We start from the raw sequence: 26,533 nt of genomic DNA, 5'->3' as shown, positions 1-26,533 counted from the left end.
AGTGGGTTCAATGTAATATTAGAAGATCCACAATTATTCTTATTACGATAACTTATTTACTTAATCTTTAAAGGTAATCAATTTGGATAAATGCGTGAAAGATTCTAATTCTTAGATTATTTCTTTTTCTGAGCATCCTATCAGTTAGGTCTTGAAAATTTTGGGATTATCCCTCATTAATAGAAGCGAACTTCTATCCAAAAGTGGTTTCAACCTCTTTCAAAATCAATATAGCTTAATATTTAAAGCCGTTGAAACGGCTAAAGTATAGCTTGAATTTATTGAATGCGGGATAAATCCCGCAACAATGGAATCGAATAGTTATTTATGATTAATGAAATTTTAAAATCAGATAGAAATATGTAAAGGATAAATATCTGATAAATAATTGATATTATTTTTGAACGTGCTATTGGTGAGGGATCCATTCCTCACTAATAGAAGCGAACTTCTATCCAAAAGTGGTTTCAACCACTTTATTATTCATATAATAATCAACTTATCCGTATACTCAGCGTTATCCTCAAAATTCAAGCAAAAAAAAAGAGCGTTCCATTCGAAACGCTCTTAATTATAACTTATTCTTTAACTATTTATTAGTCCAAAAAAGAAGGAAACTCTTTTGGATCTGCCTCATTCATAATTTTGTAAGCAGCTGCATAAATGTCGTCAATATTTGGTTTAGAGAAGTAATCTCCATCCGTTCCATACGCTGGACGGTGGTCGTTTGCACTTACTGTAACAGGTTCGCTGTCTAATAAGTAATAAGCTTTTTGCTTCACCAAAATTTGATCTAAGATGTAAGCCGAAGCTCCACTTGAAACGTCTTCATCAACAATCATTAAACGACTTGTTTTTTCTAAAGATTTAGAAATTTCGTGGTCTAAATCGAAAGGTAACAATGTTTGAACATCAATTAATTCAACACTAATTCCTGATTTTTCAAGTTCTTTTACTGCTTCAGCTGCAAGGTTAAATGTAGAACCATAACTCACTAAAGTTAAATCTGTTCCTTCTTTAACGATGTCCACTTTACCCAATTGAATTTTGTATTCACCTAAATTCGTTGGAACTGCTTCTTTCACACGGTAACCGTTCAATGGCTCAATTACCAAGGCAGGTTCATCTGCTTCAATTAATGTGTTGTACATTCCAGCAGCTTGTGTCATATTTCTTGGAACACAAACATGAACTCCACGGGCAGCATTAATGATCATTCCCATTGGACTTCCAGAGTGCCAAATTCCCTCTAAACGGTGTCCACGTGTACGAATAATTACTGGCGCTTTTTGACCTCCTTTTGTTCTGTACTGTAAAGTGGCTAAATCATCAGAAATGACCTGAATTGCATACAATAAGTAATCTAAATATTGAATTTCTGCAATTGGACGTAATCCACGCATTGCCATTCCAATTCCTTGACCAAGAATAGTGTTTTCACGGATTCCAGTATCTGAAACTCGAACTTCACCAAACTTTTCTTGCATACCTTCCATGGATTGGTTTACACCACCAATTTTTCCAGTATCCTCTCCAAATGTTATGATTTCTGGATGCTTTTCGAATAACTTCATGAAGTTGTCACGTAAAATTAATCGTCCATCTTCCATTTTCGCATCATCATCATAAGTTGGTGCGATTCCCTCAATATTCTCCACGGCATATTTAGAAGCAGAGTGGAGGTGAGATCCATAACGTTCTTTATTTTCAGCTAATTTTCCTTTATACCAATTGATTAATTGAGTACGGGCAGTACCGTTTTCTCCTCTAACCAAACGTAATATTTTATTCAAAGTATTGAACACATCTTTTCTGATTGGTTCAAATGCTTTTTCTAAGGTTTCAATTTCTTTGTTGATGAAAGTTCCATTTGGACTTTCATTCGCTACATTTTTCATCAATTGGATGGCCACATCGAAATCAGCACCAGTTCCAGCTCTAAAGTCAGCCCATGCTGCTTTTTTCTGAGCCATAACAGATTTTTTCGCTGCTTTTTCAATTGCTTCTAATTCTTCAGCTGTTGCTAAAGTTTCTCCATTTTCTCCTTTAAATCCAAGAATGAATTCTTTAAATTTTGTAATCGCATCGAAATCTTTTTCCCATTGTAAACGCTCTGGGTTTTTATATCTTTCGTGTGAACCAGAAGTAGAGTGACCTTGTGGTTGATTCACTTCTTCAACGTGAACTAAAACTGGTATATGCTCTTCACGAGCAATTTTTACAGCTTTTTCATAAGTTGCACAAAGATGTGGGTAATCCCAACCTTTCGTTTTGAATATCTCAAATCCAACTTTTTCATCTGTTCTTTGGAATCCAGATAACGCTTCAGATATATTTTCTTTAATCGTTTGGAATTTTTTAGAAACAGAAATTCCGTATCCATCATCCCAAACTGACATTACCATTGGTACTTGAAGAACTCCGGCAGCATTCATTGCTTCCCAGAATTGACCTTCAGATGTACTTGCGTCACCAATTGTACCAAATGCTACCTCATTTCCACCATTTGAAAATGATTTAAATTTTTCTATGTTTTTTAATTCGTCGTGATTACGGTAAACTTTAGAAGCTTGCGCTAAACCTAATAATCTCGCCATTTGACCAGCAGTAGGAGAGATGTCAGCAGAACTGTTTTTCTGAGCCATCAAGTTTTTCCATTCACCATTTTCGTCAATGTTACGTGTAGAGTAGTGTCCACCCATTTGGCGACCTGCTGAAGCTGGTTCTAATGTTTCATCAGTTTCTGCATATAAAGCAGCGAAATACTGTTGAACATTTAATTGATCTATGGCCATCATGATGGTTTGATCACGGTAATAACCAGATCTAAAATCACCATCTTTAAATTGTTTAGCTAGAGCAATTTGTGCGATTTCTTTACCATCACCGAAAATACCAAATTTCGCTTTTCCAGTTAGCACTTCACGTCTTCCTAATAAAGATGCTTCACGCGAAACACAAGCCAATTCATAATCAGCAATTACTTCATTTTTGAAGCCTTCGAAATCTATTTTATTGGTTTCCTCTTTAAGGACTGTGCTTTTTGACATAAGGTTAAAATTTTAGAGTGCAAAGATAAGTATTATATTTGATTTTACCTACCTGAACGCTGAGCAAAACAAGTAGGGGGATAGGGAATTGAAAATTCACAATTTATGAACATTGAAGATCGAAAATTGAGCAAAATAAAACAAGATTTAATTATTTATTCTCATCTGGAAGCTTAACTTTTTTATTTTTTCGCTTTTTATTATTGCGCTTAATATTAGAAAAGCTTACACCTTCAACATTTTTCTCTGACTGCTTTACTGATTCAAATTCGCTTTTCTTTTTTCTGCCTTTTTCTTTTCCGTCTATATCACTCGGAGTAATTGCTTGATGTTCGCCATTTCCTTCTGGAGCAATCCATTTTCTTTTTACAGTGACAGTTACTACAGAGTCCAATTTAGAATCGTATGCTTTTAAGTTAACCTTATTTGATTCTTCTTTGTTAATAGCAATAATGTCTTCTTCTAAAACCCATTGCTTTCCATCCCAACTTAACGCATCGTAAGACATGTCAGGAATGTAGTGCGAACGAAACTCTCTCAAACCTGGTGACTCTGGAGTTAAATGATCAAAAATTATCTTGTCTCTTTGTTCATCATACTTTAAGGACATCGTAGCTTTGTTAGAATGCTCAAAAATAACACGCCTTTCTCGCCCTTCATTTGTTGAAAAGAAAGGGTAGCCAAAGTTTGGTTTGCTTCCTGTGAAATAAAGAACATCAATTAATTTTATAGAACTTGCTTGATTGTTAGCGTCATACCCCAAAAGCGTGTAGAATTTTCTATTCCTACGTTCAATATCTATAATTTCGTAGTACAAGGCTCCATACCAATTTTCATAGGTCACACTTTCGTCTTGAATCATGCTGAAAGGTTGTTTTACACGTTGTAATTCAGTGATGTAAACTTTGTCTCTCCTTTCATCTTTCTTCATAATAAAAGAGAAATAGTTGTGTGACAAATCTTCATATTGAATATTCCAAGAAATTACACGCACTAATTTATCTTGAGAATGAATTTTTCCAATGGAGCGTAAGGAAAGGAATGGAAAGTCAAAAGCTCCATCAATATCTAAAGCTTTAGCGAATTCTTTTTTGAACTTTGCATTTAGCTCATCTATTTTATCATCTCCTTTTGTGGAACGCAATTCATTAAGTAGCAATGAAAGCTCTTGCTCTTTCTCGCGCAGCTTTGTTTCGTTCTTCTGAGAAAAACCAGTGGAGGAGAATAATACAAGGATAAAAAGTAAAACAGTATATCTCATAATTATATAACGTTTAATGATGGGTTTTGTTACACAAAATTTATTCCAATTATTTATAAAGAATTATGAAGGGACAATTGGCAATCGTCCACAACGTAAACGGATGAAAATCTACCAAAAAAACAAGCACCTCGATTAAAAGGTGCTTGAATTGGATTTATTTTATAAAATCTAATTTCAGATTATGATTTTGTCAATGACTGCTTTAAAAACAGGGTGCAACGCAGATAACGAGATTTATATACAGCCTATTTTTTAAAGTTGCTTGCAACTACTAAATCCTTCGTTCCATGACTCCAGTCATAAAAACCTTCTCCAGATTTAACACCTTTTTTACCTGCAGCTACCATGTTTACAAGTAGTGGGCAAGGAGCGTATTTGTCATTACCTAATCCGCTGTACAATACTTCCATAATTGCCAAACAAACATCTAAACCAATAAAATCAGCTAATTGTAATGGTCCCATTGGGTGAGCCATACCTAATTTCATAACTGTGTCAATTTCTTCAACTCCAGCAACACCTTCGTTTAATGTAATGATTGCTTCGTTAATCATTGGCATTAAAATACGGTTGGCTACGAATCCTGGGTAATCGTTTACTTCAACTGGAATTTTCTTTAATGATTTTGAAGTCTCCATGATTAATTCTGTTACTTCATCAGAAGTAGAGTAACCACGAATAATTTCAACCAATTTCATTACCGGAACTGGATTCATAAAGTGCATTCCAATTACTTTATCCGGACGAGAAGTCACAGCTGCAATTTTTGTAATTGAGATAGAAGAAGTATTTGTTGCAAGAATAGCTTCTGGTTTTGCTGCTTTGTCAATTTGTTCAAAGATTTTGTACTTTAAACTTTCGTTTTCAGTTGCTGCCTCAACGATTAAATCTGCTGTTTTAACACCTTCTTCTGTTGAAGTAAAAGTTGTTAATCTACCCAAAGTCGCAGCTTTATCATCTGCACTAATTTTTTCCTTACTCACCATACGATCAAGATTTTTCTCAATCGTAGCCATTCCTCGGTCTAGTGAATCTTGTGAAATATCAACTATAGAAACTTCATACCCAAACTGTGCAAAAACGTGAGCAATTCCATTTCCCATTGTACCTGCACCAATTACCGCTACTTTCTTTATCATATTGTTTTATAATTTTTTTTCGTGGGCTAAAATTAAGGATATTCATTGATTTATGATGGGATTTAGGGGATAATTCATAAATGAGTAAGGAGTATTCTTGTTTGAGTAGTGTGTTTTGATGATGACTAGCTTAATTTCGTGCTTATTTTAGCCCTTTTCTGAAAAAAAATCATGAAGTTTGTCAATGGAGTATGCGCTTGCGTATTTCTCTTGATTAATAAATGAATAAGTATACTTAAATTTCTATGAATATTGTAATTATTGGTCCTGCACATCCTTATCGAGGTGGTTTGGCTGCATACAACGAACGTTTGGCAAGAGCATTTGAAGAGAAAGGACACACAGTGAAAATTTACACCTTTAGTTTACAATATCCAAAATTTTTATTTCCAGGAAAAAGTCAATTCGTTGAAGAAGCCCCCCTTTACAATCTCAATATTGTTCGAGCTGTTAATTCCGTGAATCCACTGAATTGGTTGAAAGTTGGGAATGAAATTAAAAATTCTAAACCAGATCTTGTTATTTGTAAATTTTGGCTTCCTTTTATGGGACCAGCTTTTGGAACTATTCTTAATCGTATTAAAAAGAATAAACATTCAAAAGTCATTTCAATTCTTGACAATATTATTCCGCATGAATCTCGAATAGGAGACAAACAATTCACCAAATATTTTGTAAAGCCTATCGACGGGTTTGTTGCTATGTCTAAAAAGGTTCATGATGACTTATCGTTTTTTGATACACAGAAACCAAGATTGATTTCTCCTCACCCGATTTTTGATAATTTCGGTGAAGAGGTGAGTAAGGAGATAGCGCTAAAGCATCTTAAATTAGATCCGAATTTCAAATACATGCTTTTCTTTGGTTTGATTCGAGATTATAAAGGACTCGATTTATTGTTGGAAGCCTTCGCAGAAAAAACATTGAAGGACAAGAATATTAAGTTGATTATCGCAGGGGAATATTATACAGATAAAACTCCTTATTTAGAGTTGATTGAAAAATATCAATTGGAAGATAAAATTATACATGTTGAGCAATTCATACAAGATTCGGAAGTGAAATATTATTTCTGTGCTTCGGATGTCGTTGTTCAACCTTATAAAACAGCTACTCAAAGTGGTGTAACTCAAATTGCTTATCATTTCAATAAACCCATGATCGTAACAGATGTCGGTGGTTTAAAAGAAATGTGTCCAGATGGAAAAGTCGGATATGTTGTACCAGTAGATAAATCTTTGCTTTCTGAAGCGATATTAAAATTCTTCGATGGAGACCAACAACAGAATATGATAGCGCACATAATTGAAGAGAAAAAGAAATACAGTTGGGCTATTTTGGTACAAAATACTTTCTCTTTAATGGATAAAATTCAATCAAATCAATAACTTTAAGGACAATGAAATATATTAGTAAAGCCCCTTTTAGAATCGGAATTGCAGGTGGAGGAACTGATGTTTCGCCCTATTCAGACGAATTTGGTGGTGCAGTTTTAAATGCCTCCATTGATTTACATGCAACAGTTGTAATTATTCCGAGAGAAGATGATAAAGTAATAATCAATGCCATAAATAATGGTGTAAAACATGAGTTCAAAGCAACGGATGAATTAGAGGAGTTTTCTGATTTAAAATTGCAAATCGGTGTGTATAATCGCATAGTTAAGGACTTTATTAAAAAGCCATTACCTTGTGAAATTATTACGACAATGGATGTGCCAACTGGTTCAGGATTAGGAACTTCTTCAACTTTAGTTGTTGCGTGCATTGGTGCTTTTGTTGAATGGTTAGGATTACCTTTGGGAGAATATGATATTGCTCAGTTGGCGGTTCAAATAGAACGTGAGGATTTAGAAATGACCGGAGGAAAGCAAGATCAATATGCTGCTACTTTCGGTGGAATGAATTTTATGGAATTCTTCGAAGAAAATAGAGTAGTAGTAAATCCGCTAAGAATTAAATCTGAAGTATTAAGAGATTTAGAGTTTCATCTTTTACTGTTTTATACTGAAACACAAAGGGAATCTTCAAGTATTATTGATGTTCAGCGTTCCAATTTCGAGAAGAAAGGTTCTGATGCAATTTTAGCTTCACACCAATTAAAAGAGCAGGCTTTCAAAATGAAGGAAGCAATTCTGAAAGGAAATTTATCCAAAATTGAAGAACCTTTACAAGTAAGTTGGGAGAATAAAAAGAAATTAGCCAATGGAATTTCTAACGATGCTATCAATACAATTTATGACACCGCAATAAAAGCTGGGGCAACGGGAGGTAAGATTTCTGGTGCCGGAGGTGGAGGATTTATGATTTTCTATTGTCCGTTCAACAGCCGTTTTGATGTTATAAAGGCAATGGGAGAAATTGGTGTGAAATGGCAACGTTATCGCTTTCAAAATAATGGATTAGAATCATGGACAAGTCAACAATAAAAGAGAATTTAAAAGCTTCAATAGAAGTCAAACAGAAATTATTTAATGACGACGAAATTCTTACAAAAATCACTGATTTATCTGGTAAAATTATCGAAGTCTACAAGAAAGACGGTAAAGTTTTATTCTGTGGAAATGGTGGTTCAGCTGCCGATGCTCAACATTTAGCTGCTGAATTTTCTGGAAGATATTATTATGATCGCCCACCACTGTTTTCCGAAGCCTTAAACGTGAATACTTCTTACATGACGGCTGTAGCAAACGATTATTCATATGATGTTGTTTACGAACGCTTGATTAAAGCGATGGGGCGAAAAGGAGATGTTTTAATCGCATTGTCTACTTCCGGAAATTCAACAAATGTGGTGAATGCACTTATTCAAGCCAAGAAAGCGGATATGTTAACCGTAGGTTTCACAGGAGAAGGTGGTGGAAAGATGAAAGATCTTTGCGATATTCTGATTGAAGTTCCATCTACCAATACGCCTCGAATTCAAGAATGTCATATGTTAATTGGTCATTCAATTTGTGAAATCGTTGAACAAGGACTTTTTCCACAAGATTAAAAATAAATAGATTTATGGAAGCAATTATTTTAGCGGGAGGACTTGGAACACGTTTAAAGGACGTTTCAAAGCAAATGCCGAAGTCTATGGCTTTAATACAGAATAGGCCATTTTTGGAATATCAAATGGATTTATTGATCGCACAAGGAGTGGATAAATTCGTGCTTTCAATAGGGTATAAATCTGAGCAAATTCAAAAACATTTCAAGGAATCTTACAAGAATTGTAGTGTTCAATATGCGGTTGAAAAAGAACTTTTAGGTACAGGAGGAGCAATCAAAAATGCGATGCGTTTTACTACTACTGAAAACGTAATTGTGGCCAATGGAGATTCTCTTGTTGTTACTGACCTCAAAAAACAATTGAATTTTCATATCGAGAATAAAGCAGATGTTACGTTGGCTTTGAAAGAAATGAAAGATTTCGAACGTTATGGCACCGTAAATTTGGATGCAAATTCAAGAATTACAAATTTCATTGAAAAACAACCCATTAAAGAAGGCATTATCAACGCTGGACTCTATATTTTTAATGTAAAAACTTTTATAGAAAGAAAATGGCCACAGAAATTCTCAGTAGAAAGAGATTATTTCGAAGCCTATGTGAAGGAAGTAAAAATGCTGGGATTCTTGATGAATGGCTACTTTCTCGATATTGGAATTCCGGCTGACTTTCAAAGAGCACAAACAGAAATAGGATCCTTCTTCAAAATAGATAAATCATGGACTTTATTCTTAGACAGAGATGGAGTTATTAATAAAAAGCGGGATAATGACTATGTAAAAAACCTTGATGAACTAGAATTTTTGCCAGGTGCTTTGGAAGCCATCTCAACATTATACAAATACTTCCATAAAGTATTTATTGTTACTAATCAACAAGGTATTGGCAAAGGACTAATGTCGGAGGAAGACCTTAAAATAGTCCATGAAAAAGTTATTTCCAGAATAGAAGAAAACGGAGGAAGCATAGACGAAGTGTATTTCGCTCCAGATTTGGCCGGTCCAAGTAATAAGTTAAGAAAGCCAAACATTGGAATGGCAGAAAAAGCCAAAGCAGATTTTCCAACTGTTGAATTCCATAAGTCCATCATGGTGGGAGACTCGCCGAGTGATATGGAATTTGGAAAAAATGCCGGAATGGTGAATGTTTTCATCTCTCAGGAAGGGAATAAGGAGTATTATTCTTGTAAAAGTTTGGTTGAATTTGAAGCAATTATGAAGAGTGTATTTGGAGGTTAAGAGCTTTGAATTTAAATGCGCATAAATTAGCAGGGTGTTGAATTTAATTGCCGTGTCTACCATAGTTTTCTAGCGTTTATAGAAGTTTAAATAACCAAAATTGATTTCATTGACACGTGCCTAAACTCAATTCATATTCTATTTTTTTGTTAACAAAAAATAGGAACAATTTATTATTCCATATTCTCTGCTTTTTTCGGTTTTTATTATTTTCGCCATCTCAAATTTTGTTGAGGTTAGGATGTAGGTTGGAATACATTAGATGATTATTTTTATTTAAAGGATGAACTGAATTATTTCAAATTTTTTCTTAACGAGGAATAAATAGAAACAAACTAATATTATCTGAAGTAAGATTTTCGGAGTGGAAGTAAAAATGAATAGCAATAAAACAACCTTTAACTTAGTCGTTTTCCTTTCAATCCTTATCGGGTTTAATGTAAGGTCTCAAGAAGTAGAATATTCTATACCAGATCAAGCAATTCAAGAAGATTTAGGTTCGTACCTATGGGTTGGATCATATAATAAAATAAGAATTGGTGAGCGATTGGTTTGGGATGCACAATTACATTATAGACGTGGAAATTACAAAGATGTTCCTTTCGTTGGACGAATGGCACAAATCTATAATAGGCATGCATTAACTTATATCTTTAATCAAGCTTTTAATGCTTCACTTGGTGGAGTTTTGAGGTTAGATTTTACTCCAACTCCAGGTGATGAATCAATAGAAAATTTAATTCTCGAACCGCGAATTTGGCATCAATACATGTTTATTATGCCTTTTGGAAGAATGGTTTTGGCGCATAGGTTAAGAATTGAACACCGATGGTCACGGGGATTTGATTTTGATTCAGAATACTCTTTTAGAAATCGATTTAGGTATAAAATATATGCTTCAATTCCATTGAATAAACCGACTTTAGAACCTGGAGCCTTTTATTTTACACCGGATGTCGAGGTTATCCTTCAAAGTGGTAAGTCTATAGTTGACAATCCTTTAGAAGACCTTCGTATTTATCCTCAAATAGGATATATTTTTAGTAAGAAATTGAAAATAGGAGGGGGCTTAATGTATACCACTGGGCAACGATCAAATCCAGGTGGTTTTCAATACCGAAGACGCTATGTTGTGAGAATCAATGCATATGTCTCTTTAGATTTCCGTAAGTTCGAAAACAAATTGCCACAGATAAATTTAACAGATTAAAATTTTATGACAACATCAAAATCAAATAGCAAAAAGAGAGTTTTCAAGTATTTATTTTGGGGTTATTTAGTCATCTCAGGGATTTTGTTTTACATCATTTTCCAAAATGGGAATTCGGAAATTAAGGAAGTTAGAAATGAAATCGTAAATAATCAATTGATGATTGATAGTTTGAAAGCAGACAATGATTTTAAAAGTGACTTGATGAAAGCTGATAAGTATTTTATAGAGGGAAAATATGATACTGCATCACTTTTTTATAATAAAATAGAAAAAGAGTATATAAATAAAGCAATTCCCTCAAATATTGCCTTAAGAAAATCTAGAGTTGTAGAGGTTAATTCAGTACGAGATTCGATGGTAAATAGCTTAAATACATATATTTCATCATACGATAATGCCACTCATGACAAAGATTCTTTGCTTTCTAAAATAGAATTATTGGAAACTATTTATTCAACAGGAATTGTGAAATTGGAGAATGAAATTAGAAATCTTCAATTAATCAACGTAGAGAAGGAAGAGCAATTAGCCAATAAGGTGGAAAAAGAGATGTTGACTTTCGTGAATGGGAACGGAAATTCAATTTTCTATTTAGGAGAAGTTAAAAATGAAAAAGCAAATGGTTTTGGAATTGGTATCTTTAATACAGGAGGAGTTTATAAAGGGGATTGGAAAAACAATAAACGACACGGAAAAGGATCATACAATTGGAAGGATGGACATCGCTATATTGGGGAATATATTAATGATGAACGAGAAGGTCAGGGAACTTATATGTGGGAAAATGGTGAAAAATATGTCGGTGGTTGGAAAAGCAATAAGCGTAACGGAATAGGAATTCTTTATAATAAAAACGGGAAAATAATTTATGAAGGGAATTGGGATGAAGGAAGTATGATGAGTTTAAAATAGATTTTAAAAGAAGCCCTATAAGTTAAAACGTGTTCATTAGGACAATTAGATCGAGAATCAGAGTGTGTTCAGAAAAGTGTGTCATTTGAAAGTTTAATAAGTAACTTTTAAATTTGACATATGAGTAAAAAGAAAGACAACAAGATTTTGGGTCATAATCTAGAAGAGATTATACCTGATGAAAAAATTAGAGAAAAGTTTATAAAACAGCTTTACAAAAAAGAAAACCTCTATAGTGAAGGAAGTATTTTTCGTGACTTACTCCAAGGCTTTGTAAATACAGCTTTGGATGGTGAAGCAGAGGCTCATTTACAAGAAAATAAATCCAAAACAAACCGAAGAAATGGTAAGAGCCAAAAGAAAGTACGAAGTCAAGCTGGAGAGTTAAGCATTGAGACTCCTCGTGATCGAGACGGAAGCTTTGAACCCGTTTTAGTTAATAAATGGCAACGAGAACTTACTACTGGTCTTGATGAAGTGATATTAAGTTTTTATGCGCAAGGTCAGTCAGTAGAAGACATTCGTAAACAACTTAAAGTCATTTATGGCTTAGAAGTGAGTGCAGGAACCATCAGTACAATAACTGATAAGGTATGGGTTGATATCCAAGCCTGGCAAGAACGCACCTTATCTAGATGTTATCCTATTGTTTACCTTGATGCTACACACTATCGAGTTCGAGAAGATGGACAAATTATATCAAAAGCTATTTACACAGTTTACGGCATTAATCAACATGGAGACAGAGATATTTTAGGTTTATATCTAAAACAAAGCGAAGGTTCTCGTCAATGGGGATTTGTACTTGAAGACCTTCAAAGAAGAGGTGTTGAAGATGTTATTATCTTTTGTGTAGACGGATTAAAGGGCTTTAAAGAAGTTATAGACGAAGTCTACCCAAAGGCGAGCGTACAACGTTGTATCGTTCATATGGTAAGGACTTCTGTGCGTTTTGTTCATTACAAAGATTATAAAGTTGTCTGTAAAGACCTGCGAACGATATACACTTCAGCTGATGAGCACCAAGCTTTATTAGCGTTGGAAAATTTTGGCGAAAAATGGAATAAAAAGTATCCGGAAATAGCAAAGAAATGGAATGCCAACTGGGAAGAGTTAATGATGTTTATGAACTTCAAAAAAGACATAAGACGTATGATTTATACAACTAATCCTGTAGAAGCAGTACACAGAGTAATGCGAAAAACTACAAAAGCAAAAGGTGCATGGAACTCCGATAACGCACTCATTAAGCAACTTTATTTAACTTTAATGCATAATGAGAAAAGCTGGAAACGGAAAGCTTTTAGCTGGGTAGCTGTTCAAAGGGATCTGCTGGATGTATACGGTGATAGGTATGAACAGTATCTGTAATCCAAATCTAAAACACAAAGGTGTCCAATTTTTGGAAGTATCAAGGGTGTATAAACACCTCCGTTTCACTCCGGTGCACTTGACAAATCCAAAAATTACCTTTGAGGTGTTTAAGATATGGAAACAGAAAACTATATTTGTAGTGAAAAGTCAGATGACACAGTTTTTTGAAGACTCCCGAGAATCAAAATTATTTTATAATAATAAAAGCACAACCAGAGTTGTGCTTTATTATTTTCAATTTTATTAGCCTTAACTTATTATATTACTTTCTTTTCCAAACCTTTTATAGGAAAATAACACAGAAATAGCTGCTACTGCAACCATGGTCATGAAACTTATAACCATCAAGATTGGATCTATTGTTCCTGCTACGATTTCTTTAGTCGCTAAAACGATATTTACAATCGGAATAAATGCTGTGGTGTAATCCAATTCAATGTTTGGAAGGAAACCTACAAATGTTGGCATTATGATGATGAAATTTACTGGTGTTAAAACACTTTGAGCTTCTTTAAATGACTTCGCATAAATGGTTGCTGGAATCATAATTCCTGCGAAGAAAATGGTTAATGGCAGCAACAATATTAAAAGCGCTAAAATGAATGTTGGTGTAAGAATTCCATCAATTATCGCCTTAATTTCTGGATTTGATGCAACATCAAATACTCGCAAGCCAACAAACATTCCTAATAAAGCAAAACTGGCTGCGGCTATTCCTGAAAGAACAATTACTAGCATTTTACCTACCAATATTTTCCATCTTGGAACAGGGGTTGTTAATAATGTTTCAAGAGTTTTTCTTTCTTTTTCACCTGTAAATAAATCAATCGCTGGGTACATACACCCAATAAATCCAAAAATAATGAAAAGGTAAGGGAGGAAACCACCAGCTAATTTACCAATCACCTCTTTTCGACTGGAAATGTCAATATATTCTTCATTAATAGGTTCAATTAAAGTTTTATCGAGATTTAATCTGTCAAAACGTTCGAGTAGGAAAGAATTCTCAATTTCAGAAAGATATGTTCGCACACGGTCCTTATTTCCTACATTTACACCCTTATGATAAACTTGAATTGTAGATTGTTGATTTGAATCTTGTTGCGCATCAAAATCTGATGGAATAACAAAAGCCAATTGAATTGAATCGTCCTGGATTTCTTCTTTTAACCCTAGAGTGTCTTCACGAAAAACCAATGTTTTTGGCCCCATTTCCTCTGGCATGCCAGAAAGTCTTTGGGTAAATTGATTATCGGAATCTGAAGAAATAACGGCGATATTTAAAACTTCTTCTTTTTGTTTTTCGGCAAAATACTTTGTAACAGTTGTTGACAATCCCAATAGAATAGGGAACACCAAAACAGGTACAACAATCATTGCGATAATCGTTCTGCGATCACGCAACGTGTCTTTTAATTCTTTCTTAAATATTGTAAATATCATGGCTTAATTATTTTCGTTGATTACACGGATGAATTCTGCAGTTAAACTATCCGTTTGCATATTGTCTCGGAATTCTTGCATTGTATTGCGAAGAACAATTTTTCCTTTGTGAATAATGGCTAAATCATCACACAACAAATCAACTTCACTCATAATGTGAGATGAAAAAATGACAGTTTTTCCTTGAGTTTTACAATCGCTAATGAGTTTGATGATGTTTTCAGCAGTAATTACATCTAAACCACTTGTCGGTTCATCAAAAATCACAACTTTAGGATCATGAATCATTGTTCTGGCAATTGAAACCTTTTGTTTCATTCCAGTGCTTAATCGACCAATTCGCTTCTCTTGAAAATCATGCATTCCCAGCAAAGTGTACAAATGTTCCTTTCGTTCTTCATAATCGCTTTTAGAAACTCCGTAAAGCTTGGCGAAATATTCAATGATTTCATTTGCAGTCAATCTTTCGTACAACCCTGTTGAACCTGTTAAAAAACCGATGTCTTTTTTAGCTTCGTTCGGATTTTTCTGAATATCAATATCATTAATTCTAATAGAGCCTTGTGTAGGTTTCAGAATTCCAGCCAACATACGTAATGTTGTAGTTTTCCCTGCTCCGTTAGGTCCCAACAATGAAAAAATTCGCCCTGGTTGACATTCAAAACTAACATCTTTAACAGCCAAAGCTACTTTATCAGTAGTATTGTTTTCTTTCTGCTGCTTTTTTGTCAATTCGAACTCCTTGCGTATGTTCTGTACTTGAATCATAAGTTTTTATATAAGATAATATTCTTGTAATCTATCAATTTCTAAATCTGAGCTAAAATAAGATTTTTGTTTTGATTTATTATTTTCTCATGAACATTGTTTTCCATGTTCTTGTTGAATAGCCTTTTCTAGAACGAGAAGAGGATGTACGTTATTCGGCATACCCTAGCATTATGCTAAGTTCAATAAGTCTTTCAGCCTGTGATGGGTTTGCGTTATGGTTGTTTTTGTCCTTAAAAGACATTTTATTTCAACCCAAGGTGCCGAGTTGGGTTGAGAAATACTAATCTATACATGTCCTGAAAGGAAAACTTATTTCAATTTATAGAATTGTCTTTGGTTCAAGAATCTGTATTCTTGGTAGGTTTCATATCGCTCCTGTATTTCAATTGCATTCCATAAAGGAAATTTCTTAAAAACTGGTCATTACATTTTCTGTATTGTCTTTGGGTTGGTTTTCTGAAGAACGCACTTAACTCGTGTTTACTTACACGCATGTTGGCCAAATCTAAAATATCTAGAATGTCAACATCATTCAAATTCAAAGCAATTTTTAATTTTCGAAAGATAATGTTGTTGTTCAGGTTATCTTCAGGTCGCATTGGAGCACCTTCTTTTTTACCTCTTTTTTCGTTAATGAATCCGTTCAAGAAGGTCGCCATTTCTTTATCGACCATTTTTACATATAACTCATCTTCTTCTTTTTTTAACCAGTTACAAACTTCTGAACGTGTTGCTTCAAGTCCTGCTGATGCAAAAAGTTCCATCATTTTATCGTCGTTGTAATCAAAAGCGAAGCGTATTTGGCGTAATATATCGTTGTTTGTCATTTTCTATTTATTTTAATCTTTAATTCTTGATAAAGCAAAACTATTTAAAAAGTCTTTAAAGTAGGTTTAAATACTGTTTTAATTATCATAGGCATTTTAACGTTTGCTAAAAAAGACTATTCTAGTTCTACAAAAAGAAAAGGTCTCAACTTCTCTAAAGTCGCTTCACCAATACCAGGAATACGAGTTAATTCTTCTAATCTATTGAATCCTTTATGTTTATTTCGGTATTCAATAATAATCTCTGCAGTTTTTGATCCAATCGAAGGAATGAAAGTTAACTCCTCTACAGTTGCTAAATTCAAGTCTAATGGAAATAGGTCAATCATTTTTTTAGCATCCGGTGTCAAAACTTTAGTTTCGAATAATTCTGGAAAAGCCCACATTCCAAATTTATTGTCTTTTGCTTTTAATTCTGCAACTTTAAAACTCATGATTGAATCCATTGGTTGACGATCATAAGAAGAGTAGGAGGCATGTCCAGAAGCTAACATATTACGATTCACATCAATAATTCCCGAATCGGTTTTTGCCTTGATATAAGCAGTATATCGGCTAAATCTATGCGATGGAATTTCATTTCCTGATGAAACTTTTAATTTCGCTCCATCAATTAATTCTGCTAAATATGAATTAGACTCTTCAGAGTAAAAATAACTTGAATCTTTGTGTCCGGCCCAACTTCTTGGAATTTTAACACCTAAAAGTTCAACTGGATAAAAGATATTTGTCTCCAATTCAATTTCAATATTTCCATTTCTTCCAAATCTATAATTTTCATACCAAACACTGGTGTCAATTGCAGGGTAGTGATGGTATGTTTTTCCTTCTGCTCGACTTAAAACACCTTTAAAGTCTTGTAAGAATTGATTTGCTATCTTATTGTCATAAATCATTAGAATATTCTCATCATTCGCAATTTCAGCAGCGGCTGAAAAATTGTACGAACCCACGATGGTTATAGATTTGTGTTTTTCAGGATAAGGATATTGTGTATCAATAATCATTGTTTTGGAGTGCAGTTTTCTCACTTCTCGACCAGACATTATTTTACGATTACCAAAATTCATTTCAGGTTTGGCCCAGATTTGATCATTGTTTCGGTATCTGGCATAAAATGCAGGGTCAATTATTCCTTGAAGATTAATTTCACCTCTTCCTGATCTATCGATTAAAGCTTCACTAATTGGTATGTTCGGACTTATGGCAAACGCCAAGAAATGAACATCGTGCCTTGCATAATCATTAATTAGTTCAGTAATTCTATTTGAAATACTCGGCTTCCGATTATCTCTATCAAGAGGTCCAAAATAAGCTTCAACCTTGGTGTTATTTACAAAGTGTATGTTTTGAGAAACATTCTTTTTATCTTTATGGAAACGAGCTTTATTCGCGTTAGGGATTTCGGTTTTACTTCCCCACATTTGTTGGAATTCTTCCCCATAAATTCCGGCCAATCCACTGTCTTTAATCAATAAAGTGGCATTCGTATTCCATGGCCCAGTGTAGGTAATATTCATCGTTCCTGTCCATAAATAATCGTCTTCAGGATCTTCATTTAACAAATCAAAAACGGCAAATTTGTGGTGCATATTTGCTCCAGAGTTTGGTAGGCTTTCGTAAAGTTCAATTATCTGACCGTCGGGGTGATAAATCGTTCCACTGTCATCAATGTTATAAATTCCAGCAGCTCTTAAAGAGTCCCACATCGGTTGAGTGAATCTTGGCGCGTGATTTCGGTGAATAATATCCGTAATTACACGCACCCGAACTCCTCGGCGAGAAGCGTTTGCTAAAGCATGTCCAACCCGCATGTTTTGTAAATCATAAGCTACTAAATCTATACTAAATTTTGCGCTATCAATGCGGTCGATAAGTGGTTGAATCATATCAAACAAATCGTTTGATTCATTGTTAGGCAAAGCAAAACTATGATCTGAAGTGCTGTTAAAATACACTTTTATCCATTCTACTTTACTTGTATCTTTCTGCGCAATTAAGGAAGAAGATAGGATGAATAGCGTAATGAATAAAAGTAAATTTTTCATTTTAGAATTCTAATTTTTCAATTCTACCATTCCTTAGAATCGGAATAACATCCATTTGATTCGGAGTAAGGCAGAATTTAATATCTTCATTCAAGTTTAGTCTTTTCAATCTTCTTCTATGAGAGCTTGATTTAAGAAAACCAAAATAATTATCTTTTGCTCCTTGAAAAAGATATTTTGCACCTACAGAAGTGTCTTCATCCGATGTGAATTTTCCAGATTTAATTAAAATATCTGCAATTGCTCCACCACAAATTGTATCTTCTAAATTGAATTTATCTTTCCAACCAGAACAAAGGCATAAAACATTTTTCTCTTGTTTTATAAGCCATTCGCAAAGAAAATCTATATTCGTTAAAGCACCAATAACAACTATTGGAGCTTCCTTTGCTATATTAATTGCTCTTGTACCATTTGTTGTAGAAAGTACGACATCCTTTCCTACTAATTCAGGTTTCATATAACTATACGGTGAATTTCCAAAATCGAAACCCTCAACAATTTCACCTTGTCTTTCTGCACCAACCAAATAACCTTTGTCTTGATATTCCTTGGCTTCTTCAATTGTAGAAACAGGAATAACGCTGTTAACTCCATTATGAATAGCCGAGCAAATTGCTGATGTTGCGCGAAGTACATCTATTACAACAACGATTTCAAATCGACCTTTGAAATAATCATAGTCGCTAGGGGTGAAACAAACTTCAATAATATTTTTCTGCATAGGGCGAATTTAATGATTTTCTATAATTTTATGCGTAACGATATCAATATTGCAACAAATTTTAGAGTTTTGATGAATAACTAGTAGGGTTTTTATAAAAAAAAAAGGGTTATCCATTTAAATTGCAATAAGCAATTTTGTTTAAATTTATTTATCTTTTAATGTAAAAATCTTTGATAATAAATGGATTAGAAGAAATCCTTTCCTTCGGAAAATAAAAATAACTCAGTTTTTTTGTCCGAAGGATCTGTTTTGATTTATTCTAATTGATAAGTAGAAGGCAAAGCTTTCATTATCAGTGTAAAGTGGTGAACTTGGCAGGGAGGTAATTTGGCTGTTACAATCGGCAACTTCAGAGGTAACCCTAATAAAAAATAAGTTTTTCAATAGGTGAGTTGAATCTCAGTAAAGCTAATTTCAACCAAGCTTGCTTAACTGAGAAGCTACCCGAAAAATCATTAATTATTTGTCATTATTAATGATCTTCACAACTCAGTATTTTTCGGATATTCTCGTTTCACTTTTTCCACTTTTCACAACCTTATAGTAAATGTTATTTGAAGTAGAGCTAATCTACTGAATTACAGTATGTTTATTATGGTCTGATAATTGAAGCCATTTGAACCATCAGTATTCTATGGATTTATTTTATTTTTACTGATATTTGTGAGTTAAACAAAGAACTATAAACGTCTGGTGTAACAGATTATACTTATTGGCGTTACAATATATACACATATTCAAAATGAAGAATTTTTTCTCGATTATAACTTTTTTGATTGTTTCCACTGCTTTTTCATTTGGACAAAACATAAATTATTATGGAAAAATCTCTGATATGGACAGTAAAGCTAGCGTTTCAGGCGTAAAGGTATCTGTACTTTCTGGAGGTTCAACTGTGACAAGTGCAAGCACTTCTTCGAATGGGGATTATACAGTTAGCTTTACACCAGGGAAAAAATATACCGTGAAATACACCAAATCTGGTTATGTCACGAAAATTATAGCACTTGATGTAACTGATGTTAACGGAGAAGAAATGCCTGCTGGGGGGAAAATTTTTCCTCCAATTAACTTGGATTTGTTTACCGAACGCCCTGGAATTGATTTTTCTTTTTTAGAAACACAGCCAGTAGTGAGTTGGTCTTTTGATAATGGAAATATGACCTACAACAAAGGTCAAATGCAGGCAATGAAGTCAAAAATTGAGGAAAAACTTGCTGAATCTGCCAATCAAGCGAAGAACTCAGATGCCGAATACAACAAATTGATTTCAGAAGCTGATGCCTTGTATTCTGGCAAAAAATACAAAGAGGCATTGAATAAATATGTTGCTGCTTTACAAGTGCCAGGCAAACAAAAAGAAGCTCACCCGAATTCTCGATTACTAGAAATTGAAGATTTATTGCAAAAGCAAGACGAAAAAGAATTGGCTTATAAGCAAGAAAATCAAGTTTATCTGAATTTAATTGAAGCTGCGGACAATTTTGCAAGTGCTAAAGATTATGTAAAAGCAATGGCTAAATATGAGGAAGCTATTGCTGTGAAAGGAGATGAGCAATATCCTAAAGATAAAGTAGCTGAACTTAAGGAAGAGGTGGCGAATGCTAAGAAAAGGGCAGAATATGATAAAATCGTTAAACGAGCGGATGGTTTTTTGAAACAAAACAGTTTAAAAGCTGCGCGTGATGCTTATCAAGCTGCACTTAAAATTTTCCCAAAAGAAGAATATCCAGCAAAGCAGTTGGCAGATATGACTGAGAAATTGGATGCACAAAAAGCACTTGAAGAGCAGAAAGATAAATACAACGCTGCAATTAAAGAGGCGGATATTCTTTATACCGCAGAGAATTTTGAAGAAGCAATTTTGAAATATGAAGAGGCCTTAACTTTTGAAAGCGCTGCCACTTATCCTGCGGGTAGAATCAAAATGGCGCAAGAAATTATTGATGGAAAAGCTGCCGAAGCTGCTAAAATTGAATCTTTTAATAAGTTGGTTGCCGAAGCGGATGCGCATGTTGTGGCTACAGAATTTGAAAATGCAGTAACTAAATATACCGAAGCTATTGCTTTAATTGAAGATCCAGCGGTGCAAACAAAATTGGATAACGCGAAAAGTCTTTTAGCTGAACAAAAAAAGAATGCTGAACAAAAAGAGCAAATTGATGCTTTAATGGCAAGTGCTAAAACGAATATGGACGCTGAAACATATGCAAAAGCAATTGAAGACTATACAGCAGTTTTAGCCTTGAATGACAAATTTCCAGCAGCCATTGAAGGAAAGAAAAAAGCAGAAGAATTACTTGCCAAAAATCAAGCGCAAGAGGAAAAAGATAATCAGTTTAATGAATTAGTTACTGCCGCGGATAAGGCCTTTACAGCTAAAACATGGCAAGAAGCTAAAGAAAAGTATACAGAGGCTAAAGCGATTTATGATGACAGAGAACATGTAAATAATAGAATTATAGAAGTGGAAGCCATGATTGCTCAAGCAGGGGTGGAGGAGCAAATTGGAGAATTGCTGGCTAGTGCTACTGAGAAAGTAGGATCAGAAAATTATTCTGGTGCAATTACAGACTATGATGCTGTACTGGCATTGAAAGAAGACCAAAAAGAAGCAATCGAAGGTAAAAAGAACGCTGAACAGTTGATGGCCGATAAAGAATCTCAACAACAGCAAGAATCAGCCTTTAATGAGGTTGTAGCAGAAGCAGATAAAGCTTTTGATCAAGAAAATTGGGCAGAAGCTAAGGAAAAGTATACAGCCGCAAAAGCAATTTTTGATGATAGAGAACATGTGAATACCCGTTTAACAGAGGTTGAAGCAGCATTAAAAAACGCAGCTGCTCAGGAAGAAAGTTTAGCTCAAATTCAAACTTTATTGGATGAAGCTGATGCATTAAAACCAGAAAACAAATGGAATGATGTCATTTCAAAATACGAAGCTGCTTTGGCAATTGATTCAGAAAGAAAAGATGTTTCTGACATGTTAGCTGCCGCAAAAGAAAGTAAAACAGCTTGGGAAGCAGAACAATCACAAGCAGAAAGTTCGGCTCAAATTCAAACTTTATTGGATGAAGCTGATGCATTAAAACCAGAGAATAAATGGAATGATGTGATTTCAAAGTATGAAGCTGCATTGGCCCTTGACACAGAACGTCAAGATGTCTCAGACATGCTGGCTGCTGCTAAAGCAAGTAAATCTGAATTTGATGCAGCTCAATCTCAAGGCGTTCAATTTGAAGAGTTAAAAGCTGAAGGAAATGAATTGTTAACTCAAGAAAATTGGAGTGAGGCTAAAATTAAATACGAATCAGCACTTGAAATTCAATCGGATGAGGAAATTACTGCCAACTTAGAAATTATTGAAGAAAAGTTGGCATTAGCTGTGGCTTCAAAAAATAAAGAAGAAGAGTACAATACGAAAATGAGCGCTGGTGAAGAATCTGCAACAAATGAGGATTTCCAAACGGCCTTAAATTCATTCAAGGAGGCTTTAAACATCAAGGAAAACGACCCAGTGGCGATGAGTCGAATTGAAGATATGCAGCAAAAAATTGAAGAACTTGCTTTGGCAAATAGTAAGAATGAGCAATATGAAGAAACAATGGCTCAAGGTAAATCTGCTATGACTAATGAAGATTATTCACTTGCTGTGAAAGCATTTGATGATGCCTTAATTGAAATCCCAGCTGATCCAGAAGCTACTCGTTTGAAAGAAGAAGCATTGTCTAAAATTAAAGAACTTCAGGAGGAAGAATTAGAATACAATGCTTTTATTGAAGCAGCGAAGATTAAATATGATGAAGCCATTGCAGATGGAAACAATACAGCAACTTTGGGCGAAGCTAAAACTATTTATGAATCGGCTCAAAATGTTAGACCACAAGCCTCTTTGCCTCAAAATAAGATTGTTGAAATAGATGATTTACTGCGAAAAATAGAGGAGGAGAAAGCTTCAAGTAACGAAGCCGAAATTGAGCAAAATTATCAAGATCAATTGCAATTGGCCAGTGTTGCTGCGATTGATGGTAAATACGCAAATGCCATAGAATATTTAAAAGAAGCACAAAAAATTAAACCAAATGAAACATTCCCATCGAATGAAATTTTGAAATTCCAAGCAATAATTGACAATGCTTCAGCTGAAAAAGAATTAAATGCAAATTATACAGCAACTGTTTTAAAAGCAGATTTAGCTTTCGAGAATGGAGAGTTTGAAAACAGTATCCAACTTTACAATGAAGCTTTAGGGTTGAAATCGGCTGAGAATTATCCTAAAACTCAAATTGCAAAAGCAGAAGAGGCTATTAAAAATTTAGCAGCAAATAGTTTGGATAAGGAATACCAAAATTTTGTGGATAAAGGAGATGCACAATTCTTAAATAAAGAATACGACAAAGCATTAAATTCATATCAATCGGCATTGTCAGTAAAGGAAGATGATATTTATGCTAAAGATAAGTCGGATGAAATTCGTCAAATTCTTGATAATTTATTAAAATTAAAAAGAGAAAACGAATCTCAAAAAGAACAATTTAATCAATTTATTGCCGAAGCAGATCAGTTGTTTAAAGGTGAGAAATATTTGGAAGCAAAGTCGGTATACGAAAAAGCTTTAAATATTGATGTTAATGATGCCTACACAAATAAGCAAATAAAACTAAGTATTGAGAGAGCGCAAGCAAAAGCTGCAGCAAATAAGGAAAAACGTTACAATCAGACCATAACTACAGCTGATGGATTTTTCAACAGTCAGGAATATGAAAAAGCGATTGAAGCATATAAAAGAGCTATTAGTTTGCGTGACTATGAGCAATATCCAAAAACAAAATTAGCTGAAATAGAATCTATAAAGAATGCCAATGCTAAGGCTCAAGGAAGTGTGGAATATTTAGGTGAGCAATCAAATATTTCAATACTTGAAGGAGCTGCATTATTGCAACAAGGAGAAATTGATAGAGAGCGATTGAAACAAGGAATAGTTTCAAAACAATTAACCCAATACGAGGGAGAGGCTGCCAATCGTGCCTTAAGTGATTTTGATGAAAGATTACAATATGAAAATCAAGTAACTTCTTTGAAAGATCTAAGAGAAAAAGCCAATCAAGGTGAGCAAGAAATGAAAAGTACAATTGTGAATCAGGTGGATGGTCAAATGTACAGTTTTGAACAGAAATCAGCTCAGATGAATAAATATAAAGAAGGAGAACTTTCAAGAGCGAGTCAAGACCTAGTATTTATAAATGACGATTTTGACCAGGAGAAAGCTGACTATAGGTCAATGCATAAAGATGCTATAGAACAAATCAAAGAGGTTGAATATGAAAAAGATGTCAATGATTTGACTGAAGCAGCACATAATGCAGTTAAAGTAACTTCAACCAATCAAGAATTAGAAAAAATTGAAGATGGGTATAATCCTTCAACGGATTCCAGAGAAGAATACAATAAGGTTGTTGAAATGCAAGATGAATCTATTTTAGCCGAAATTAAAGTTGCTGAATCTACTAAAGCTAAGGCCGTGGTTCAACAACAATTAAAGGAAGATATTATTGCTTATGAGGCTGAGCTGCAACGAAAACTATCGGATGAAGCGGGAACTGTTCATGCACAACAAATAAAAATAGATGATCAATTAACGGATGCTGAAAAACAATTTACAGAATCCCAAATTGGTAAAGATGACGAAAGACTTAGAGCCGTTGAACAATTAAAGGAAGTAGACCAAGATCAATACAATCAAGTTGTAGAAAGAAGTACTGAGCAAGTTAATAAAGCACAGGAAAACTCCCAAGAGGTTGAAGCTGTTTTGGATCTTCAAGCAGAGAAAGCGCGACAAAATGAAAAGGATTTAACGGTTATTGATAACGATGTCAAAAATCGTGAGGAAACTTTTGAAAGGGGAAGAAAAGAATTGTCGAATGAAAAACGCCAAGAGATTGAAGCCACAGAAAATGAACTTTTAAGAATTGAAAATAAAGAAGCCATCTTACATTCAGAAAAAGTGGAAAGCGTTAAAGAGAATTATGATGAATTAAAAAATCAAGAAATTAGAAGAGAAAATGCTGACTTAATGAGCGGTGATCAAGCCAGTAAGAAAAAGCAGGCAACTCAAAAATATGTTGATGCTTTAGAAAGTAATAAGGTTAAGTTTAACGAAACAATTGCCAACACAATAGGAGATGATTATCCGGAAGGAGTAACACAAGAGAATTACGTTCGTAAAGACAGTAAGGGAATTCCTGTAAAAATTGTAACAAGAAGAATTGTTGTTACTGATGGAAGAGGAGAAGTTTATATAAGAACACAAACAAAAGTTGGACTAACTTACAGTAAAAACGGTTCACCAGTAACAGAACAAACTTGGATTTATGGCACAGAGAATGCAAAATTGGAAAAGCACTACTAGAAAAATAATTGCTGGAGGGTTAGCGATAATTCTCTTTTCATGTAGTCCTAATGAAGAAGTTTCTTTAAAAGAAGAAGCGGATGTTGTGCTGCCAAATAACACAGAAAACGTTTGGTGGAATGATGTGAAATCTGTTTCAGGAAATGCCTTAGGGACAACATTCATTATCAAGACAAGTGATGATTCTCTTAAAACTATTCCTCAGGAGATAGATTATTTAATTGAGTCATTTAATCTTGAATTGTCAACATATATTCCTAATTCAATGATTTCAAATTTTAATGAAAATGATTCAGTCATTGATTTAAATTCAAGTGAATTCTTTAAAAAATGTTTCGAACTAAGTTTAGAAATTTATCAAAAAACCAATGGTTCATTTGACCCCACAGTATATCCATTAGTGAGTTTATGGGGATTCTTTACTGACATTGAAAATGCACCATCTGAAGCTGAAATTGACAGTGTTTTAGGTTTCGTAGGACTAAATGAAGAAAATTATTCTTACGAAGAAGGTGTATTCACCAAAAAGGAACCGAGATTAAAATTGGTTTTTAATGCAATAGCTAAAGGACAATGTATAGATGTTGTGGCAAATTACCTTGATGAAAAAGGCCAAGAGAATTACTTCATTGAAATTGGAGGTGAAATTCGGGTAAAAGGGAAGAACGACCAAAAGAAGAGTTGGGTAATTGGAATTGATGAACCAGTTGAATCTAACACGGGTGTTGAAGGTGCAGACAAAAGAGAGTTAGAAAACTATGTTGAAATTACTAACAAGGCAGTTGCAACATCAGGAAACTACAGAAAATTCTACGAATTAGATGGGAAAAAATACAGTCACACAATTAGTCCAATTAGTGGTAAGCCATTGAGACATAATTTATTGAGTGCAACTGTAATTGCAGATGATGCAGCCAGAGCAGATGGTTATGCCACAGCATTCATGGTTATGGGATTGGAATCTTCCTTAGAATTTATAAAAGAGCACCCAGAGCTAAACATAGACGCTTATTTATTGTTTGAGAATAAACAAGGTCGCATTGAAAGAGCGTATAGTGATGGAATGCACAACTATTTATTGGATTGAAACCCAGAAATTCAATTTTGAATTTTCACAGATT

17 protein-coding genes are annotated in these 26,533 nt (G+C 34.2%); 9 read left to right on the top strand and 8 right to left on the bottom strand.

Features of this window, described 5'->3' with window-relative positions; all coding sequences use genetic code 11:
* Positions 1-596 precede the first annotated feature (596 nt).
* From C6368_RS02520 to C6368_RS02510, 3 genes are all read right to left on the bottom strand, one after another.
* Positions 597-3,050 (bottom strand): alpha-ketoacid dehydrogenase subunit alpha/beta, encoded by a 2,454-nt coding sequence (locus C6368_RS02520; RefSeq protein WP_107037606.1) that lies wholly within the window; start codon positions 3,048-3,050, stop codon positions 597-599.
* Positions 3,051-3,201: 151 nt separating this feature from the next.
* Positions 3,202-4,311, bottom strand: coding sequence for a hypothetical protein (locus tag C6368_RS02515; RefSeq protein ID WP_107037605.1), 1,110 nt, complete (start codon positions 4,309-4,311; stop codon positions 3,202-3,204).
* Between the two features lie 248 nt (positions 4,312-4,559).
* Complete coding sequence (locus tag C6368_RS02510) at positions 4,560-5,450, bottom strand: 3-hydroxyacyl-CoA dehydrogenase family protein (protein WP_107037749.1); 891 nt, start codon at positions 5,448-5,450, stop codon at positions 4,560-4,562.
* A 248-nt stretch (positions 5,451-5,698) separates the two neighbouring features.
* On the opposite strand from C6368_RS02510, the gene C6368_RS02505 reads away from it, so the two are divergent.
* The 7 genes from C6368_RS02505 to C6368_RS02475 all read left to right on the top strand — a co-directional run bounded on the left by C6368_RS02505 (position 5,699) and on the right by C6368_RS02475 (position 13,184).
* A complete protein-coding gene (locus C6368_RS02505) occupies positions 5,699-6,841 on the top strand; it encodes a glycosyltransferase (RefSeq protein WP_107037604.1) in 1,143 nt (380 codons plus the stop codon).
* A gap of 11 nt (positions 6,842-6,852) precedes the next feature.
* Positions 6,853-7,881 (top strand): GHMP family kinase ATP-binding protein, encoded by a 1,029-nt coding sequence (locus C6368_RS02500; RefSeq protein ID WP_107037603.1) that lies wholly within the window; start codon positions 6,853-6,855, stop codon positions 7,879-7,881.
* On the top strand, positions 7,863-8,447 hold the full coding sequence (locus tag C6368_RS02495) for a D-sedoheptulose-7-phosphate isomerase (RefSeq protein ID WP_107037602.1): 585 nt from the start codon (positions 7,863-7,865) through the stop codon (positions 8,445-8,447). Before C6368_RS02500 ends, C6368_RS02495 begins: the two co-directional genes overlap by 19 nt.
* A gap of 14 nt (positions 8,448-8,461) precedes the next feature.
* The gene (locus C6368_RS02490) at positions 8,462-9,688 is read left to right on the top strand and encodes an HAD-IIIA family hydrolase (RefSeq protein WP_107037601.1); all 1,227 of its coding nucleotides are present in this window, start codon (positions 8,462-8,464) and stop codon (positions 9,686-9,688) included.
* 376 nt (positions 9,689-10,064) lie between these two features.
* Positions 10,065-10,898: a DUF2490 domain-containing protein gene (locus tag C6368_RS02485; RefSeq protein ID WP_107037600.1), complete on the top strand. Its 834-nt coding sequence runs from the start codon at positions 10,065-10,067 to the stop codon at positions 10,896-10,898.
* 6 nt (positions 10,899-10,904) lie between these two features.
* Positions 10,905-11,813, top strand: coding sequence for an MORN repeat-containing protein (locus C6368_RS02480; protein WP_107037599.1), 909 nt, complete (start codon positions 10,905-10,907; stop codon positions 11,811-11,813).
* A gap of 120 nt (positions 11,814-11,933) precedes the next feature.
* Positions 11,934-13,184 carry an IS256 family transposase gene (locus C6368_RS02475; protein ID WP_107037598.1) on the top strand — a complete coding sequence of 417 codons (1,251 nt, stop codon included), beginning with the start codon at positions 11,934-11,936 and terminating at the stop codon, positions 13,182-13,184.
* 252 nt (positions 13,185-13,436) lie between these two features.
* Here the strand turns inward: C6368_RS02475 and C6368_RS02465 are convergent, their stop codons facing one another.
* From C6368_RS02465 to C6368_RS02445, 5 genes are all read right to left on the bottom strand, one after another.
* Positions 13,437-14,630, bottom strand: a complete 1,194-nt coding sequence (locus C6368_RS02465) for an ABC transporter permease (RefSeq protein WP_107037596.1) — start codon at positions 14,628-14,630, stop codon at positions 13,437-13,439.
* 3 nt (positions 14,631-14,633) lie between these two features.
* On the bottom strand, positions 14,634-15,398 hold the full coding sequence (locus C6368_RS02460; RefSeq protein ID WP_107037595.1) for an ABC transporter ATP-binding protein: 765 nt from the start codon (positions 15,396-15,398) through the stop codon (positions 14,634-14,636).
* A gap of 341 nt (positions 15,399-15,739) precedes the next feature.
* Positions 15,740-16,228: a YehS family protein gene (locus C6368_RS02455; RefSeq protein WP_107037594.1), complete on the bottom strand. Its 489-nt coding sequence runs from the start codon at positions 16,226-16,228 to the stop codon at positions 15,740-15,742.
* Between the two features lie 116 nt (positions 16,229-16,344).
* Entirely contained in the window at positions 16,345-18,276 is a 1,932-nt protein-coding gene (locus C6368_RS02450; RefSeq protein ID WP_107037593.1) for a phospholipase D-like domain-containing protein, read from the bottom strand.
* Between the two features lies 1 nt (position 18,277).
* Entirely contained in the window at positions 18,278-19,000 is a 723-nt protein-coding gene (locus C6368_RS02445) for a 2-phosphosulfolactate phosphatase (RefSeq protein ID WP_107037592.1), read from the bottom strand.
* Between the two features lie 838 nt (positions 19,001-19,838).
* Here C6368_RS02445 and C6368_RS02440 point away from each other — a divergent pair.
* Together C6368_RS02440 and C6368_RS02435 are read left to right on the top strand one after the other, a co-directional pair.
* Positions 19,839-25,412: a hypothetical protein gene (locus tag C6368_RS02440; protein ID WP_234369071.1), complete on the top strand. Its 5,574-nt coding sequence runs from the start codon at positions 19,839-19,841 to the stop codon at positions 25,410-25,412.
* A complete protein-coding gene (locus C6368_RS02435; protein WP_107037590.1) occupies positions 25,375-26,499 on the top strand; it encodes an FAD:protein FMN transferase in 1,125 nt (374 codons plus the stop codon). The genes C6368_RS02440 and C6368_RS02435 overlap by 38 nt, the downstream gene beginning before the upstream one ends.
* Positions 26,500-26,533 lie beyond the last annotated feature (34 nt).

The sequence above is a fragment of the Brumimicrobium mesophilum genome, from assembly GCF_003025005.1.
GTDB classification, from domain to species: Bacteria; Bacteroidota; Bacteroidia; order Flavobacteriales_D; family Crocinitomicaceae; genus Brumimicrobium; species Brumimicrobium mesophilum.
This window is presented reverse-complemented; position numbering and strand designations above follow the sequence as displayed.